Raw genomic sequence first — 14,858 nt, 5'->3', positions numbered from 1 at the left:
CCGATCAGCCCCCTGCTTCCCGCACCTGGATTTTCGGGTTCTTCAGCCGCGTCTGCAACCAGTTGGACAGGCGTCGCTGGTCTTCCTGCCGGACGGCCTGGGGCACATTGTCTTTCCACCGGGCCTCGAACAGCGGGATCGTATCCGTCTTGCTGAAATCGGTCTGCAGCGTATAGGCAAAACCAAGGCCTTTCAGGTTTTCGTAGCTGGCACGCGCCTCCGCGGATATTTCCTCAAACGGAACCATGCCCTTTGCCAGGCTCTGCATATTGGTGAGTTGTTCTTCCAGCAGCCGGATGCGCTCGTCCTTATTGAGTACCTCGGCCTTCTTGGCCTCGTACAGCTCATTGACATACCGGAACTTTTCCTGGTCATCGCTCTGCCCCCCCTGTACGATCTTCAGCTCGGCCTCCGAGAGCTTGGAATAGGAATTTTTACGGGCGCGCCACGTCTGAATGACATTATCCGGGATGGGATCATCCCCCATACAGACCAGTTCAATGACCGAGCCGCCATCCTCCTTATAGGAGATCTGGGTGAGGTTTTCCATATACCGGCCATTTCCCGGGAACTGGTAGATACCAATCGTCTCGCTGATAAACTGCCGGGCCTGCCCTTTGAAGCGGGACTCCTGGAAGACTTTATAAAACGTATACCCGGCAGGCACCATCACCAGGACCGCCACCAGGGAGGCCATCCGTGCCACAAACCGCCGGCGCTTGGAATTGGCATAGCGCACCATGGGAAACCGCAGGATTTTCAAGATCAGGAAGGTGGCAAGTGCAATAAAGATGGTATTGATCGTAAAGAGGTACATGGCCCCGGCAGCATAATCCCAGTTTCCGATGGCCAGGCCAAAGCCGACGGTACAAAGCGGCGGCATCAGGGCGGTAGCAATGGCCACACCAAAGATCACGCTGGCAATGGTTCCCTTCTTGGCCCTGGCAATGACCAGGGCAAGGCCGCCGAAAAAGGCGATGAGCACGTCGCGGATATCCGGTTCGGTCCTCGCAAGCAGCTCGGAAGATTCATCCCTCAGCGGGAAAAACTCGAAAAAGAGGTAGGCCGTCAGGACGCTCAGGACCACCATGATGGCGAAATTCTTCAGGGAGCGCCTGAGCGTATCGATATCGTTGATCGCTATGGACATCCCGATACCGAGGATGGGGCCCATCAGGGGGGAGATCAACATGGCGCCGATGACTACGGCCGTGGAGTTGGCATTCAGGCCCACCGAAGCGATAAAAATCGAGCAAACGAGGATCCACGCGGTATGTCCTTTGAAGGGGATATCGGCGATGATGGCCTCCTTGGCCGCATCCTGGTCTGTATTACTCCGGATGTTGAGCAATTCGGACAGAAATTTCCGGATACTGCCAACAAGTCCCTGAAAGTCCTTCTTTACTTCGTCCCCGCTATCCGGGCTTTCGGTAGGGGTCAGGTTATCCTGGTTCAGTTTTTCTTCCATAGGTTTCAGATATATTCGTCCCCACAGGTCCTGCGGACCTCGGCGACCCATTGTTTGATTTCCTGTTCCCGCTCCCGCGGGATGATCATCAGGACATCGGGCTTGTCGATGACTATAAAGTCCCGCATTCCCTCGAGGACGGCAACCTTTCCCTCCGGCAGGCGGACCATGTTCCCGCTGCTGTCCTTCAGGAGTACGTTGCCCTGGGCAATGGCATTCTGCCCCTCGTCCTTGTCCATCTTATCGTACAGCGACCCCCAGGTCCCCAGGTCGTTCCAGTCAAAACTGGCCGGCAGTACCTTCACGGCATCGGAACGTTCCATGATGGCATAGTCGATGGACACGTTCTCGGCCGTGGGGTAGTGCTGGTCGATAAAGGCCGATTCCGCTTCGGTGTTGTAGGTATCCAGGCCTTTCAGAAACATCCCGTACATCCCGGGCTGGTACTGTTCAAAGGCCGAAACAATGCCGGCGGCGCTCCAGGCAAATATCCCGGCGTTCCAGAGGAAATTGCCCTGAGACAGGAATTGCCTGGCCGTTTGGTAATCGGGTTTTTCCCGGAATTGCCGGACGGTCCTGAGCCCGGAGCCGACTGTTTCCCCGGCGTCGTATTCTATATAGCCAAACCCCGTGTTGGGGAAGGTAGGCTGAATGCCGAGCGTACACAATGTCCGGTAGTCCGCACATTGCGCAAAGCAAGCCTCCACGTCACGCTCAAAGGCGGCTTCGTCCTCGATCCAATGGTCGCTCGGGGCCACCAGCATCAATGCTTCCGGATTCATCTTCCGGATCTTCAGGGCGGCGTAGAGGATACAGGGGGCGGTATTCCGCATGGCGGGTTCCCCGATGATCTGTTCCTTTGATACCCCTGGCAACTGCTCCAGTACCTGGTCGCTGTACCGGGCGTTGGTCAGGATCAGGATGTGTTCCTCCGGTATGAACCGGGCCAGGCGCGAAAAGGTCTTCTGCAACAGGGACTGACCGGTACCCAGCATATCGTGGAACTGCTTGGGAAAGCGCTGGGTGCTGACCGGCCAGAAGCGGGAGCCCACCCCGCCGGCCATCAGGACGGCGTAATAGTTCGTGTTTTTCATCAGTTTCGTGTCAATAGTTCAACTTCCGCGTGCGGCTGGAAAAGATACAATTTTCCGGTGGCTACCTCCAGGCATTGATAGCGCTTAATTTTACGGGGGCCTTTCCGGAAGATCCGGCCGTTGTACAGGCGGAAGGTGGCCCCTTCGGGCAGCTGGAAAACATACTGCTGCTCCCCTGCATCCGGGTCATAGGATTTGAGTGCGAGTGCCAGGGCAGTATCCGTGCTGCTGCTGGCTTTTGGATTCCTGAAATGCCGGGCCAGGTGGGGCAGCAGCCGCTCGGGAAAGATATCCGGCCGCAGCAGCGGCAGCATCAGGTCCCGGAAGGTATACTTCCATTCCCTGCCATGGGGTTTGATCTGACGGCCATAACGCTCAAAAGCCACAAGGTGCGCCAATTCGTGGATGAGGGTAATCAGGAAGCGGTACCTGTTGTGGGAGGCATTGACGGTAATGAGATGCCCGCCTCCGGGCAGCCGCCGGTAATCCCCATGGCGCGTCTGCCTGCTCTTGACGATTTTCAGGTGTACGCCACAGGTACGGATCAGTTCCAGGCAGGGTTCCACACTGCGTTCTGGGAGGTAGCGTTTCAAAACGTCATCCATAGGTGCAAATGTAAAAATTAATCCCTGCTGGCGGGATATGGGCAATTAATTCCCCGCCAGCAGCCAACCTCTGCCGGTTTCCCGTATCTTATAGGCATGAAAAAGATATTTGTGCTTTTCCTGGGGTGCCTCCTGCTGGGTTGCCAGGAGGACAACGATGACGTGGTCCTGGCCGATGAACTGGAAGGAACCTGGCTGCTGACCGAGGTGCTGTTTGACCCCGGGGATGGAAGCGGGGAATTCGCACCCAGCGATGCCGGTTTTGAAATCACCCTGAGGCAGGACAACACCTTCGAGGCCAACTTCCATGTTTGCCGGGTGTTCGAAGAAGGGAACCGCCAAACGGGCACCTTTACCCGGATCGGGGTAACGGAAATTCTGATCACCTGTGGAGACAGTTTCTCCAGGGGCATACAGGGGCGTTTGGAAAACGGGCAGCTGGTCTTCTATTATCCATGTATCGAACCCTGTGTCTACCGCTTTGAAAGGGTTTCCGGCGTCAGGGAGTAGAATTGCTCACCTGCAAAACCTTCCCGTTAAAGAGGGCGTGGCCCGTAAGGGCAAATTCTGCGACATAGGCTGCCATGTCTGATGCCGATACCGGTGCCTTGTACCCCGGGAAGGCAGCTTCCAGCATTTCCGTCTGCACGGCGCCGAGGGCAAGTGCGTTGAAGGATGGACCGGTTTCCGCATATTCTTCCGCCAGCAATTCGGTCAGGATAATCACCGCCCCCTTGCTTGAGCTGTATGCTGCCAGACCCGGGAATTTGGCGCTGCCCTGTATCCCGCCCATGGAGCTGATAACCAGCACGTGGCCCTCCTTCTCCATCAAAGGCAGCAGGGCACGCGTCAGCATGGCCACGCCGAATACATTGACCCGGTAGACCGCTTCAAAATCTTCCACCCCGGTATCCCGGAACGGCTTGTTTACCAGGCTGCCTGCATTGTGAACGAGGATATCCACCCCGCCCCAGTGTTCCTTTACCCATTCGGCGACCCGGTCCGAATCCGCCTGTTGGGTAATATCAAATGAGCGGGATGTTACTCCCGGGAGGCCGAGTCCGGCCACCGGGGATGCATTCCGGGAAAGGCCCAGGACCTGGTGCCCGGAAGCCGCCCATTTTTGGACCAGTTCAAAGCCAATGCCCCGGCTGGTTCCCGTAACTACGATTCGTGCCATATCAGTTGAGTTTTAAAGTCCCCGCCGGGGAATCCGCCACCCCGCGGACCGCCGGTATGAGCCGGTCCACCACCCGAGCCATATGCCCGTAATCCATTTCTGAGGCTTCATCGGCCACATCGTGGTAATAGGGATAATTGTTGAAATCAAAGGTTGAGAAGGTATGGGCAGGCACCTGGAATTCCCTGTAAAAGGAATAGTTGTCGGACCGCTGAAACAGGTTGTATTCACCGGCCGCGGGCAGGAATCCCACCAGGCCCTCGCCACCGAACTGGTTGCACAGGGCCGCCAGGTTGCTCTTTTCATACCCTGTCAGATACGTCAGGTACGTTTTGCCCTGCATGGGCACCCCGGTCATTTCAAAATTGAGCATGGCATAAAGCCTGGTATCGCGTTCCCTGAGCTTCCTCGCCAGGTGGGCAGACCCGAGCAAACCCCGTTCCTCTGCGCTGAAAAAAGCAAAGACCAGGCTCCGCGCCGGCGGCCGGACCTGGCTGAAGTACCTGGCTATTTCCAGGAGGGTTGCCGTACCGGACGCATTGTCATTGGCTCCATTGGCAATGGCATCCCCGTTTTTCATGTTGACAATGCCGATATGGTCGTAATGGGCTCCCAGGACCACCATTTCCCCCGAGAGGCCCGGATCGCTCCCTGGCAGGTAGCCCACAATGTTGAATGCGGTTTCCCGGGTATTGGAAAGGGTATCCCGGTAGGTCTCAAAATAGGGTTGGATGCCGAATGCCTCAAGCCGGGTTTGCAGGAAGTCCGCAGCCTTCTCCAGGCCTTCCGAGCCGGTATCCCGGCCCTTTAACGCATCGGATGCCAGGAGGTTCAGGCTGCCGAGCAATAACAGGGAATCCGCAAACACTACCGGAGCAGCGGACGCTTTGTTCCCCCCAACGGGATGGGTGTCGCCTGAAGGTTTGCTGACGCCTCCGGTCCTCCCTGCCCCGCAGGAGCTGAGCAAAAGGGCACAAGCTGCACCAAGGAGCAGTCCCAGCCCGGATTTCAGCCGTACCGGTAGCTGCAAAAACCTCACGCCAGCATGGTTACCGGGTATTCCAGATAGGACCGCAGCGTTTGCAGGAATTGCGCACCGGTGGCCCCGTCCACCGTGCGATGGTCACAAGCCAGGGTAATGGTCATCGTATTGCCCACTGCGATCTGCCCGTCCTTCACGACGGGTTTCTCCACAATGGCCCCGACAGACAGGATGGCAGAATTCGGCTGGTTGATGATGGATGTGAACTCGCGGATGCCGAACATCCCCAGGTTCGAAACCGTGAAAGTGCTTCCCTCCATTTCGGCGGGGGTCAGTTTCTTGTTGCGTGCGCGCCCGGCCAGGTCCTTGACGGCGGAACCAATGGTGGTCAGGCTCATCTGGTCGGTGAATTTCAGTACGGGTACGACCAGGCCATCCTCCACAGCCACTGCCACGCCTATATGAACGTGACCGTTATAGCGTGTGGTATCGCCATTCCATGAGGTGTTCACCTGGGGGTGCTTCCGCAAAGCCATGGCGCAGGCCTTCACGACCATATCGTTGAAGGAAACCTTGGTGTCCGGCAATTCGTTGATCCGTGCCCGTGAGGCCATGGCCTCGCTCATATCGACCTCAATGGTCAGGTAGTAGTGCGGGGCAGTGAACTTGGATTCGCTCAACCTTTTGGCGATCACCTTGCGCATCTGGGAATTCTTGACCTCTTCCGTGGACTCCTCACCGGCCGGAGCCATGATAGCGGCAGGCGCTGGTGCCGCTTGTCCGGCAGGTGCCTGGGCAACTACCGCCGGTTTGGCAGACGGGGTAAAGTTTTCGATATCCCGCTTCACGATCCTGCCGTTGTCCCCGGATCCGGAAACCTCTTTCAGGTCGATTCCCTTGTCTTCCGCCATTTTACGGGCCAGGGGCGATACAAAAATCCGCCCGTCTTCCGAAGCGCTGTCCCCTGAAGTTGTCTGGGGGGTCGCATCTCCTGCGCCGGGCTTGCTATCCGCAGCCGTGGAAGATGCTTCGACGGGGCCTGAATCTTCTGCCGGGCCCTCAGAGCCCGATCCGGAATCCGCTCCGCCACTCAAGACGGCATCCACATCGGTGCCTTCCGGGCCAATAACAGCCAGGACCGAATCCACCGGGGCCGATTCTCCTTCATCGATGCCGATGTACAAAAGGGTGCCCGAGTAGAAAGACTCAAATTCCATGGTGGCCTTGTCCGTTTCTATCTCGGCCAGGATATCCCCTTCTTCCACCTTGTCGCCCTTCTTCTTGATCCAGCTGGCGACCGTACCTTCCTCCATAGTGTCGCTCAGGCGCGGCATCCTTACGATCTCGACGCCTTCCGGGATTTCGCTTTTTTGGCCTTTCTTCGGTTCCGGCGCTTTCTCCCCGGCTCCGGATTTACTTTCGGGTTCCTTGTCGCCTTCAGTTTTCCCGGATCCGCCAGCACCTCCATCGAGAAGTGCAGAAATGTCTTCCCCCTCCTTGCCTACAATAGCCAACAACGCATCCACTGGGGCCCCGTCACCTTCCTCGATGCCGATATGGAGCAGCGTTCCTTCGTAGAAGGATTCAAATTCCATGGTCGCCTTGTCGGTTTCGATCTCCGCGAGGATATCGCCTTCTTCCACCTTGTCTCCGACTTTCTTCAGCCACTTGGCCACGGTTCCTTCTTCCATGGTATCGCTGAGCCGGGGCATTTTAATGATTTCTGCCATCTGCTGTATCTTATAATTTATGCGACAGGAACGGATAATCCTCCTGTTCGTAAACGGTCTCGTACAATTGTTCTACCGGCGGGAAATCCGACTTTTCCGCAAATTTCTCACATTCCTTGACCCGGTCTTTTACCCGCTTGTCGATAGCCGCGATTTCCTCGTCCGTGGCATATCTCTTGTCCTTGATCACATCGAGTACCTGGGTAATCGGATCGATTTTCTTGTATTCTTCAACCTCCTCTTTGGTCCGGTAATGTTGGGCATCCGACATGGAATGTCCCCTGTAGCGGTAAGTCTTCATCTCCAGGAAGGTAGGCCCCCCTCCGGTTCGCGCCCGATCCACCGCCTTGTAGACTTCTTCTGCCACCGTGACGGGGTCCATGCCGTCTACCGGGCCGCAGGGCATTTCGTAGCCCAGTCCGAGTTTCCAGATTTCAGTGGAATGGGAGGTCCGTGCCACAGAGGTACCCATCGCATATCCGTTGTTCTCACAAATAAAAACCACCGGCAACTGCCAGAGCATGGCCAGGTTGAAGGTTTCGTGGAGGCTTCCCTGGCGGACGGCGCCATCCCCCATGTAACAGAGCGTAACGGCGTCACGCTCAAAATATTTATCGGCAAAGGCGAGCCCCGCCCCAAGCGGGATCTGTCCCCCAACAATGCCGTGCCCGCCGTAGAAGCGGTGTTCCTTTGAAAAAATATGCATGGATCCACCCATTCCCTTGGAAGTGCCGGTCACCTTTCCGTACAACTCGGCCATTACCCTTTTCGGGTCTACCCCCAGCCCGATGGGCTGCACGTGGTTTCGGTAGGCCGTTATCATCCGGTCCTTCTCCATATCCATGGCGTGCAGGGAACCCGCGAGTACGGCCTCCTGGCCGTTGTACAGGTGCAGGAAGCCCCGGACTTTCTGCTGGATATATACGGCGGCGAGCTTATCCTCGAACTTACGCCAGAACAGCATATCCTCATACCATTGTAGATATACTTCTTTGGTGATTTTTTTCATTGAGTCTGTTTTTGAAGCCAGCACGCGGTGGCTCGGGAATGCCTGAATGCGGTGGATTCCCCCGGGCTAGGGAAGCAAAAATACATATTAAATCATTCACGGAAAAATGGATAATCCGATATGGTTTTCCCGCGCGCCCGATGGCTTCAGGAAAGGAATCCCGGATCGAATCCCAGGGGGAGCACCGCCCCTACCGACGGGCATTCATAGACCTCCCGGCCGGCATGCAACAAAATGCGGATAGGGGATTCCTGCCGGTGCTCGTATTCCAGTAGGGATTGCCGGCAATTGCCACAGGGGGCAGCGGGCGGGTGCGGTTTCCCGTCTGGGGCGCTCGCGTAGATGGCCAGCGCCAGTATTTCCGCACCGGGAAAACGAGCGCCAGCCTGGAAAACAGCCACCCGCTCTGCACAAAGGCCCGAAGGAAAAGAGGCGTTTTCCTGATTGCTGCCAATGACCGTTTCCCCCGTGGCCAGCCTCAGGGCGGCCCCTACCCGGAAACGGGAATACGGGGAATAGGACCCGGAGGTCGCCTCCCGGGCGGCCCGGAGCAGTTCCTGGTCTTCCTGCGGCAGCCCGGAAGGGTCCGCATATACGATCAGGTCAAAACCAATATGTCGTTTCTCCATAGTTGAAAGATACGTTTTTGGCCGGGCCGGTCATAAAAAAACCTGCCCGGTTCGGGCAGGTTCCAGTAAATTCGTTTGGTTCCGGGTCAGTCGTTGTAGAACTCTTCTCCCAGGTGGAAACTGAGGGAAAAGCGAAGTGTATTCTCCAGAGGGTTGCGCACCTGGGCAGTGGAAAACAGGTACGACAGGTCTATCTGAACATTGCTGTAGCGGAAGCCAGCACCCAGGCTGAAAAATTTCCGGAATCCCTTATCTTCCGATTCGTTGAAATACCCGCCCCGCAGCATGAACTGATCGCGGTATCTGTACTCGGCACCCAGCGCCCAGGTCATTTCCTTTAGCTCTTCCCCAAATCCGTCCGGGGCATCCCCAAGGGATTTAAACACCCCTTCGAAAAAGCCGATATTCTGGTATTCCTGGTTGTCCTCCGCATCCAGGTCGCCATCCCCGTCAAAATCCTGGGGGGTGGGCACCAGTAATTTGTTGATCTCCCCGGTCAGGGCAAGGACATTGTCCATATCGAAGATGAAATCGAACCCGCCGCCCAGGGCCAGGTTGGTAGGAAGAAAGTTTTCCTGCCCCCCGTCGTCGTATTTTATTTTACCGCCCAGGTTGGAAATATTGAACCCGCCACGCCAGCGCCCGTCAAAACTGTCATAGGCCTTCTCCGGCCCCCGGTAATACCCTGCAATATCCACGGCAAAGGTGCTTCCGGCCTGTACGGCATTATCCAGTTGCGGGATTTCCAGGTTGGAGTTGATAAACCGGCCTGCAACTGCCATGGAAAAAGTTTCGCTCAGCTTCAGTGCATAGGATCCGTCGATAGCCAGTTCGTTCGGCTTGACGGTAGTGCCGTTCTCCTGGAAGGTATTCCGCAATTCGATCTCCCCAAGCGTAAAATACCGGATGGAGACTGCGAAAGCACTACGTTCGTTGATTTTGTTGAAATAACTACCGTTGAGCAACGCGATATCCGTGATGATGCTCTCCAGGTAGGGCGTATAGCTGATCCCCACCCCCATTTTCCGGTCTGCAAAAGCAAACTTGGCAGGGTTCCATTGCTGGGAAAAGGCGTCCGTACTGGTGGCTACCCCCACATCGCCCATCCCCGAAGCCCGGGCGTCCGAGGCAATGGTCAGGAAAGGTACCGCAGTGGTAATAACGCGTTCTCCTTCCTGGGCCATGGTTTTAACCCCAATTGCCAGGAGGAGGAGTAAGCTGATTTTCTTCATGCTACCAAACATATAAACTATTTGCAAACTTCCTACAGAATTCTGAATAACTTAATTTTTCTCGATGTATTGTTCTAAAACGAGATAATCGACGAAATCTTGCCTGTCGGCACCAATTCCCGGTGTGACAAATTGGGCAGCTGAACCATCCGCACCTTACGGTTCAGGATTTGACTGGCCGGATGCAGCCCTCCAAAAAGTAATTTCCAAAGCATACTATAACCTGTATTTACCCGTTATCATTGGAAAGATAACCCCACCGGCGGGCCTCTGGCTTTCCGGTCGGTAAATTTTGGCAACTGGTAAAATATAATAGGCTTTTGCCCGTTGTATTAGCCGAGAAACCAATTTACAAATTGTCAGTAACCAGCAGACCGGCTTGTACGGTCTGACATGAACCTAAGTCCTAAATACAGATGAAACGAACACGAATCAGCGCATTACTGTCGGCAGCCGTTATCGCCGGTTCCCTGAGCCTGCAGAGTTGCAAGAACTCCGGAGGGGGAGGCAAGAATACCTCCCGGGCGACGGGCTGGAAGATCAACGCCAAGGAAGGCGGCTTCCAGTACAACACCGACTTTAAGGAGCAGGAAACGGCACCGGGCCTGGTATTCGTAGAAGGGGGAACCTTCACGAAAGGAAAGCTTCAGGACGACGTGATGCACGACTGGAACAACACCCCCACCACGCAGCACGTGCAGTCGTTCTATATGGACGAAACCGAGGTGACCAACGTCATGTACCTGGAATACCTCGATTACCTGAAAAGTGTTTATCCTCCTGAGAACCCTCAATACACGGCGATCTATGAAGGCGCCCTGCCCGATACCCTGGTATGGAGGAACCGCCTCGGGTTCAATGAAACGATGACCAACAATTACCTGCGCCACCCCGCCTATGCGGAATATCCGGTGGTGGGTGTCAACTGGGTGCAGGCCGTACAATTTGCCGAATGGCGTACCGACCGCGTGAACGAAGCCATGCTAGAGCGGGAAGGATACCTCGCCGAGGATGTTAAGTACCGGGCTATGAACGGGGAAATTGGGGGGACCTTCAGCACGGAGGCCTACCTGAACCGCCCCGGGTCCGTCTATGGCGGGCAGATCGATTCCCTTACCGGGAAGGCCCAAAAGGATTCCGTACCTGTTTTTGCCAAGCGGAGCACGGGCATCATCATGCCGGAATACCGCCTGCCAACGGAAACGGAATGGGAATACGCCGCCCAGGCGCTTCAGGGCTCCCGGGAGTACAACAACTACCGCGGGCGCAAGAAATATCCATGGGACGGGGATTATACCCGGAATGGCCAGCGTGTCGGACGGGGCGACCAGCTCGCCAACTTCAAACAAGGCAAGGGTGATTACGGCGGGATTGCCGGATGGTCAGACGACGGCGCGGATATTACCGCCGAGGTCAAGTCCTATAAACCCAACGACCTGGGCCTCTATGATATGGCCGGAAACGTGGCCGAATGGGTAGCGGATGTCTACCGGCCGATCGTGGATGACGAAATCAGCGACTTTAACTATTTCCGAGGCAACATCTTTATGAAAGCCGCGATCGGGGAAGACGGAAAAGTACAGGTACTGCGCGACAGCATTATCTACGATACGCTGCCCACAGGAAAAGTGGTAGCCGTCAACCTGCCCGGGGAGGTTAAAATGGTGGCTGTGGATGAGCAGGAAACCTACCTGCGGACCAATTTCTCCAAATCAGATAATCGCGGGTACCGCGACGGGGACCCGAGTTCCTCACGGTTCGCAGATTTCTATGGCGAAGACGAGGAGAAGCCAGCCATGTACAACTCTCCCAAACACTCTGTCGAACGGGATTCTGCCGGTAAGTTGGTCCGTCAGTACGACGAGAGCAACCACCGCACCAGCCTGATCAATGACGAGGTGCGTGTGTACAAGGGAGGTTCCTGGAGGGACCGGGCCTACTGGCTGGATCCGGCCCAGCGCCGCTACCTGCCGCAATATATGGCCACCGATTACATCGGCTTCCGCTGCGCCATGTCGCGGGTGGGATCCAAATCCAAAACCAAGAACAAAACCGTTCGCGGGAAAAAAGTCCGCTAGTACGTTCGGATACCATAAAAATTTAATAAAAGGCCCCGGCAATGTCCGGGGCTTTTTATATTTACCTCCATGACCACAGAAGCCCTCCACGCCCTGTTCCTGAAGCACCCAAAGGTGAGTACCGACAGCCGGAGCATCCCGGAAAACGGGATTTTTTTCGCCCTCAAAGGCCCTAATTTCAACGGAAACGATTTTGCCATCGAAGCCCTCGCCAAAGGGGCGGCTTTTTCCGTGGTGGATGAGGATTTTCCCGGGGAGCCGCGCTGCATCCGCGTGGCGGATACGCTTACGGCCCTGCAGCAACTGGCCACCCACCACAGGATGCACAGCAAGGCACGCATTATCGGGCTGACAGGCAGCAATGGGAAAACCACCACCAAGGAGCTGATTGCCGCCGTACTATCCAAAAAATTCAGGACGCTGGCCACCAGGGGCAACCTCAACAACCACATAGGCGTTCCCCTGACCCTGCTGCGCATTACCCGGGAAACGGAAATGGCGGTCATCGAGATGGGGGCCAACCACCAGGGGGAAATCGGATTCCTAAGCGAGATTGCCCGGCCGGATTACGGTTATATAACCAATTTTGGAAAGGCCCACCTGGAAGGCTTCGGGGGGGTCGAAGGGGTCGTAAAGGGCAAAACCGAACTGTACCGATTTTTAATGGAAAATGGTGGGACAGTCTTCATGAATGCCGATGATCCCATACAGGTCGAAAAGTTGGGCGAATACGGAAACCAGGCAGGGTTTTCCATTACGAATCCGGCATTCGAGGTCATCCGCAACCTAACGGGAGGTTCCACCGTAAGCCTAGAAGTAAGGGGAAGAGAGATTCATACCGGGCTCATCGGGAACTACAATTTCACCAACTGTGCAGCAGCTGCCTTTATCGGCACCTATTTCGGCGTACCCCTGGAGGGCATAGCCGAAGCCCTGGAGGCCTACCGCTCTGAAAACAACCGCTCCCAAATGCTGGAGCGGGGACAATTGCGCATTGTCCTTGATGCCTACAATGCAAACCCGACCAGTATGGCGGCTGCCCTGGAGCATTTTGCCGCCCTGGATGCCCCCAGGAAAATTATCATCCTTGGGGATATGTTCGAACTCGGTGCGGATGCGGCAACAGAGCATGAAAAGATCGCCCAATTGGCCCTTCAGCAAAGGCCCGACCAACTCTACCTGGTGGGCCGGAATTTTTATGAGACCGGGCTGCCGGTATCCCGGTATCCGGATTTTGAGTCCCTGGTTTCCGAATTGAAGGCCAGACCCATCGAAGCGCCTGCAACCCTGCTCATTAAAGGGTCCCGGGGGATGGCATTGGAACGTGTTCTGGAGGTCCTCTGAGTGCAGGGATCTTAAAATTTCGTTAAAACTGCCGCTTCCTTGCCCGGCTCATAACCAGTTTATTACCTTCCGCGTCCTCGTTGAAAAGCCCCGGATTATGATATGTACGCTCCCCCTCTCAACGGGTCTCCTGCTTCTGGCTTCCTTCCTTTCCACGGTCGGGCCCAGCCTCCTTATTGCCACATCCGGTGCCGCAGTGCTCACAGCCGGCATTTACCATTTCTTTGAAATCCCCCGCCAGCAACGCGTCAAACGCCAATGGCTTCGTTCGCATTCCGATGCCATCCGAAGCCACCTCATTGTTCAGTATTGCCTCAACCGCTGGAAGGAAGACCAGGGACATTGCAGCAAATGCGGGAGCCGTAACCTGGAACTCTGGGACCACCGGGACAACCTGCTGGTGCTCCGCTGTTCGGGATGCCGGATCAACTACACCCTTACCGAACACTCGGGGCCGATGATCGCCAAAATCCTGCAAAATATGCCCGCTGAATACGTGGTGGTATCCGGCCTGAGGGAAAACCGGTACGATTTGCTGGGACACCACCTGCGCAGGTCCTGCGGGCCCTGTACGACCTTTGTCGAAAACAAATTGTCGGATTCTTAACCGGGTACTTTACGCTCTGCGATATTTTTACGATCTTGCACCGCCTTCGGGGATATTAGCTCAGTTGGTTTAGAGCGCTGCCTTGACAGGGCAGAGGTCACCGGTTCGAATCCAGTATATCCCACATCAAGCAGAAATCCCGCGCCCAACGGCGCGGGTATTTTTTTTCATCCCTGTCAGGAGCTTGCTCCTGTAAAGGGGTGGAGAAAAAATACCCGGGAATCCGCCATGGGCGGATTCGGGATTTCTATTTGCAGGAGAGGGATTTATCTGGATCACGAGCAACGCGGGCAATTCATATCGCACACACTGACCTGGATCATTTTGCAGGCCGGATATTACTGGTACATTCAGGCGATCAATTCAATTACGTGTAACCTTAAATATGTGCCTTATGACCTTAGTAAAATTTAAAAGAAGGCCCTTTGGAGAATTGCTTTCCAAGGACTTCTTCAACATGGATGACTTTTTCGACAGCCGCACCTGGAATACCGGGTTGATGAACACCGATTTCTGGAATGGAAAAACCATGGAACCTGCCCTCAATATCAAAGAGACCGACGATCATTTTGAAATTGAACTGGCCGCCCCCGGCTTCTCCAAAAAAGACTTCGAAATCACCATCGAGGACGGATTCCTCAATGTCTCCGCGAAAAAGGAAATGACCAAAGAAGAAGAAGAGGAAAATTATTCACGTCGTGAATTCAATTACGCCTCTTTCGAACGCGCCCTTCAACTGCCCGATTCTGTAGTGGAAGAAGACATCAAAGCCAAATACACCGACGGCATCCTGAAGTTTAACCTCAAAAAAAGAGAAGAAGCTAAAAAAAGACCGCCGAAAGTGATTGAAGTTGGCTGAAAGTTTCAACCGCATCCCCTCCGGAAACCAATTGATTGGCT

General features: G+C 55.4%; 14 protein-coding genes and 1 tRNA gene. 6 read left to right on the top strand and 9 right to left on the bottom strand.

From position 1 onward, the window contains the following. Positions 1 to 4: 4 nt before the first annotated feature. The 3 genes from H7F20_RS09575 to H7F20_RS09565 are packed head-to-tail and all read right to left on the bottom strand — an operon-like array spanning position 5 to position 3,167. Positions 5 to 1,468, bottom strand: coding sequence for a DUF389 domain-containing protein (locus tag H7F20_RS09575; RefSeq protein ID WP_185785967.1), 1,464 nt, complete (start codon positions 1,466 to 1,468; stop codon positions 5 to 7). 5 nt (positions 1,469 to 1,473) lie between these two features. Continuing rightward, a complete protein-coding gene (locus H7F20_RS09570) occupies positions 1,474 to 2,562 on the bottom strand; it encodes a mannose-1-phosphate guanylyltransferase (protein ID WP_185785966.1) in 1,089 nt (362 codons plus the stop codon). After that, positions 2,562 to 3,167, bottom strand: coding sequence for a SprT-like domain-containing protein (locus tag H7F20_RS09565; protein ID WP_185785965.1), 606 nt, complete (start codon positions 3,165 to 3,167; stop codon positions 2,562 to 2,564). Before H7F20_RS09565 ends, H7F20_RS09570 begins: the two co-directional genes overlap by 1 nt. A 96-nt stretch (positions 3,168 to 3,263) precedes the next feature. On the opposite strand from H7F20_RS09565, the gene H7F20_RS09560 reads away from it, so the two are divergent. Further along, a complete protein-coding gene (locus H7F20_RS09560) occupies positions 3,264 to 3,677 on the top strand; it encodes a hypothetical protein (RefSeq protein ID WP_185785964.1) in 414 nt (137 codons plus the stop codon). Here the strand turns inward: H7F20_RS09560 and H7F20_RS09555 are convergent. From H7F20_RS09555 to porV, 6 genes are all read right to left on the bottom strand, one after another. After that, a complete protein-coding gene (locus H7F20_RS09555; RefSeq protein ID WP_185785963.1) occupies positions 3,667 to 4,347 on the bottom strand; it encodes an SDR family oxidoreductase in 681 nt (226 codons plus the stop codon). The genes H7F20_RS09560 and H7F20_RS09555 overlap by 11 nt on opposite strands. 1 nt (position 4,348) lies before the next feature. Next, complete coding sequence (locus tag H7F20_RS09550; protein ID WP_370588501.1) at positions 4,349 to 5,386, bottom strand: M20/M25/M40 family metallo-hydrolase; 1,038 nt, start codon at positions 5,384 to 5,386, stop codon at positions 4,349 to 4,351. Beyond that, the gene (locus H7F20_RS09545) at positions 5,383 to 7,059 is read right to left on the bottom strand and encodes a pyruvate dehydrogenase complex dihydrolipoamide acetyltransferase (protein WP_185785962.1); all 1,677 of its coding nucleotides are present in this window, start codon (positions 7,057 to 7,059) and stop codon (positions 5,383 to 5,385) included. The genes H7F20_RS09550 and H7F20_RS09545 overlap by 4 nt, the downstream gene beginning before the upstream one ends. 10 nt (positions 7,060 to 7,069) lie before the next feature. Further along, positions 7,070 to 8,068, bottom strand: coding sequence for a pyruvate dehydrogenase (acetyl-transferring) E1 component subunit alpha (gene pdhA / locus H7F20_RS09540; protein WP_185785961.1), 999 nt, complete (start codon positions 8,066 to 8,068; stop codon positions 7,070 to 7,072). Between the two features lie 146 nt (positions 8,069 to 8,214). Then, positions 8,215 to 8,697, bottom strand: coding sequence for a cytidine deaminase (locus tag H7F20_RS09535; protein ID WP_185785960.1), 483 nt, complete (start codon positions 8,695 to 8,697; stop codon positions 8,215 to 8,217). Positions 8,698 to 8,783: 86 nt separating this feature from the next. Further along, entirely contained in the window at positions 8,784 to 9,929 is a 1,146-nt protein-coding gene (gene porV / locus H7F20_RS09530; protein WP_185785959.1) for a type IX secretion system outer membrane channel protein PorV, read from the bottom strand. Between the two features lie 416 nt (positions 9,930 to 10,345). Here porV and gldJ point away from each other — a divergent pair, with 416 nt between their 5' ends. From gldJ to H7F20_RS09505, 5 genes are all read left to right on the top strand, one after another. Then, positions 10,346 to 12,007 (top strand): gliding motility lipoprotein GldJ, encoded by a 1,662-nt coding sequence (gene gldJ, locus H7F20_RS09525; protein WP_185785958.1) that lies wholly within the window; start codon positions 10,346 to 10,348, stop codon positions 12,005 to 12,007. Positions 12,008 to 12,076: 69 nt separating this feature from the next. Continuing rightward, positions 12,077 to 13,351 (top strand): UDP-N-acetylmuramoyl-tripeptide--D-alanyl-D-alanine ligase, encoded by a 1,275-nt coding sequence (gene murF / locus H7F20_RS09520; protein ID WP_185785957.1) that lies wholly within the window; start codon positions 12,077 to 12,079, stop codon positions 13,349 to 13,351. Positions 13,352 to 13,448: 97 nt separating this feature from the next. Beyond that, the gene (locus H7F20_RS09515; RefSeq protein ID WP_185785956.1) at positions 13,449 to 13,958 is read left to right on the top strand and encodes a hypothetical protein; all 510 of its coding nucleotides are present in this window, start codon (positions 13,449 to 13,451) and stop codon (positions 13,956 to 13,958) included. A 49-nt stretch (positions 13,959 to 14,007) separates the two neighbouring features. Continuing rightward, positions 14,008 to 14,082, top strand: a tRNA-Val gene (locus H7F20_RS09510). Between the two features lie 270 nt (positions 14,083 to 14,352). Next, entirely contained in the window at positions 14,353 to 14,817 is a 465-nt protein-coding gene (locus H7F20_RS09505) for an Hsp20/alpha crystallin family protein (RefSeq protein ID WP_185785955.1), read from the top strand. The last annotated feature ends 41 nt before the right edge of the window (positions 14,818 to 14,858 follow it).

It is taken from the genome of Robiginitalea sp. SC105, from assembly GCF_014243345.1.
Lineage (GTDB): Bacteria > Bacteroidota > Bacteroidia > Flavobacteriales > Flavobacteriaceae > Robiginitalea.
Note: the sequence above shows the minus strand (reverse complement) of the source record. Positions and strands in the feature narration are given on the sequence as shown.

Excerpts from the sequence above, each read along its gene's own strand:
- H7F20_RS09575 (WP_185785967.1), bottom strand. The coding sequence starts at position 1,468 with ATGGAAGAAAAACTGAACCAGGATAACCTGACCCCTACCGAAAGCCCG.
- H7F20_RS09570 (WP_185785966.1), bottom strand. The coding sequence starts at position 2,562 with ATGAAAAACACGAACTATTACGCCGTCCTGATGGCCGGCGGGGTGGGC.
- H7F20_RS09565 (WP_185785965.1), bottom strand. The coding sequence starts at position 3,167 with ATGGATGACGTTTTGAAACGCTACCTCCCAGAACGCAGTGTGGAACCC.
- H7F20_RS09560 (WP_185785964.1), top strand. The coding sequence starts at position 3,264 with ATGAAAAAGATATTTGTGCTTTTCCTGGGGTGCCTCCTGCTGGGTTGC.
- H7F20_RS09555 (WP_185785963.1), bottom strand. The coding sequence starts at position 4,347 with ATGGCACGAATCGTAGTTACGGGAACCAGCCGGGGCATTGGCTTTGAA.
- H7F20_RS09545 (WP_185785962.1), bottom strand. The coding sequence starts at position 7,059 with ATGGCAGAAATCATTAAAATGCCCCGGCTCAGCGATACCATGGAAGAA.
- pdhA (WP_185785961.1), bottom strand. The coding sequence starts at position 8,068 with ATGAAAAAAATCACCAAAGAAGTATATCTACAATGGTATGAGGATATG.
- H7F20_RS09535 (WP_185785960.1), bottom strand. The coding sequence starts at position 8,697 with ATGGAGAAACGACATATTGGTTTTGACCTGATCGTATATGCGGACCCT.
- porV (WP_185785959.1), bottom strand. The coding sequence starts at position 9,929 with ATGAAGAAAATCAGCTTACTCCTCCTCCTGGCAATTGGGGTTAAAACC.
- gldJ (WP_185785958.1), top strand. The coding sequence starts at position 10,346 with ATGAAACGAACACGAATCAGCGCATTACTGTCGGCAGCCGTTATCGCC.
- murF (WP_185785957.1), top strand. The coding sequence starts at position 12,077 with ATGACCACAGAAGCCCTCCACGCCCTGTTCCTGAAGCACCCAAAGGTG.
- H7F20_RS09515 (WP_185785956.1), top strand. The coding sequence starts at position 13,449 with ATGATATGTACGCTCCCCCTCTCAACGGGTCTCCTGCTTCTGGCTTCC.
- H7F20_RS09505 (WP_185785955.1), top strand. The coding sequence starts at position 14,353 with ATGACCTTAGTAAAATTTAAAAGAAGGCCCTTTGGAGAATTGCTTTCC.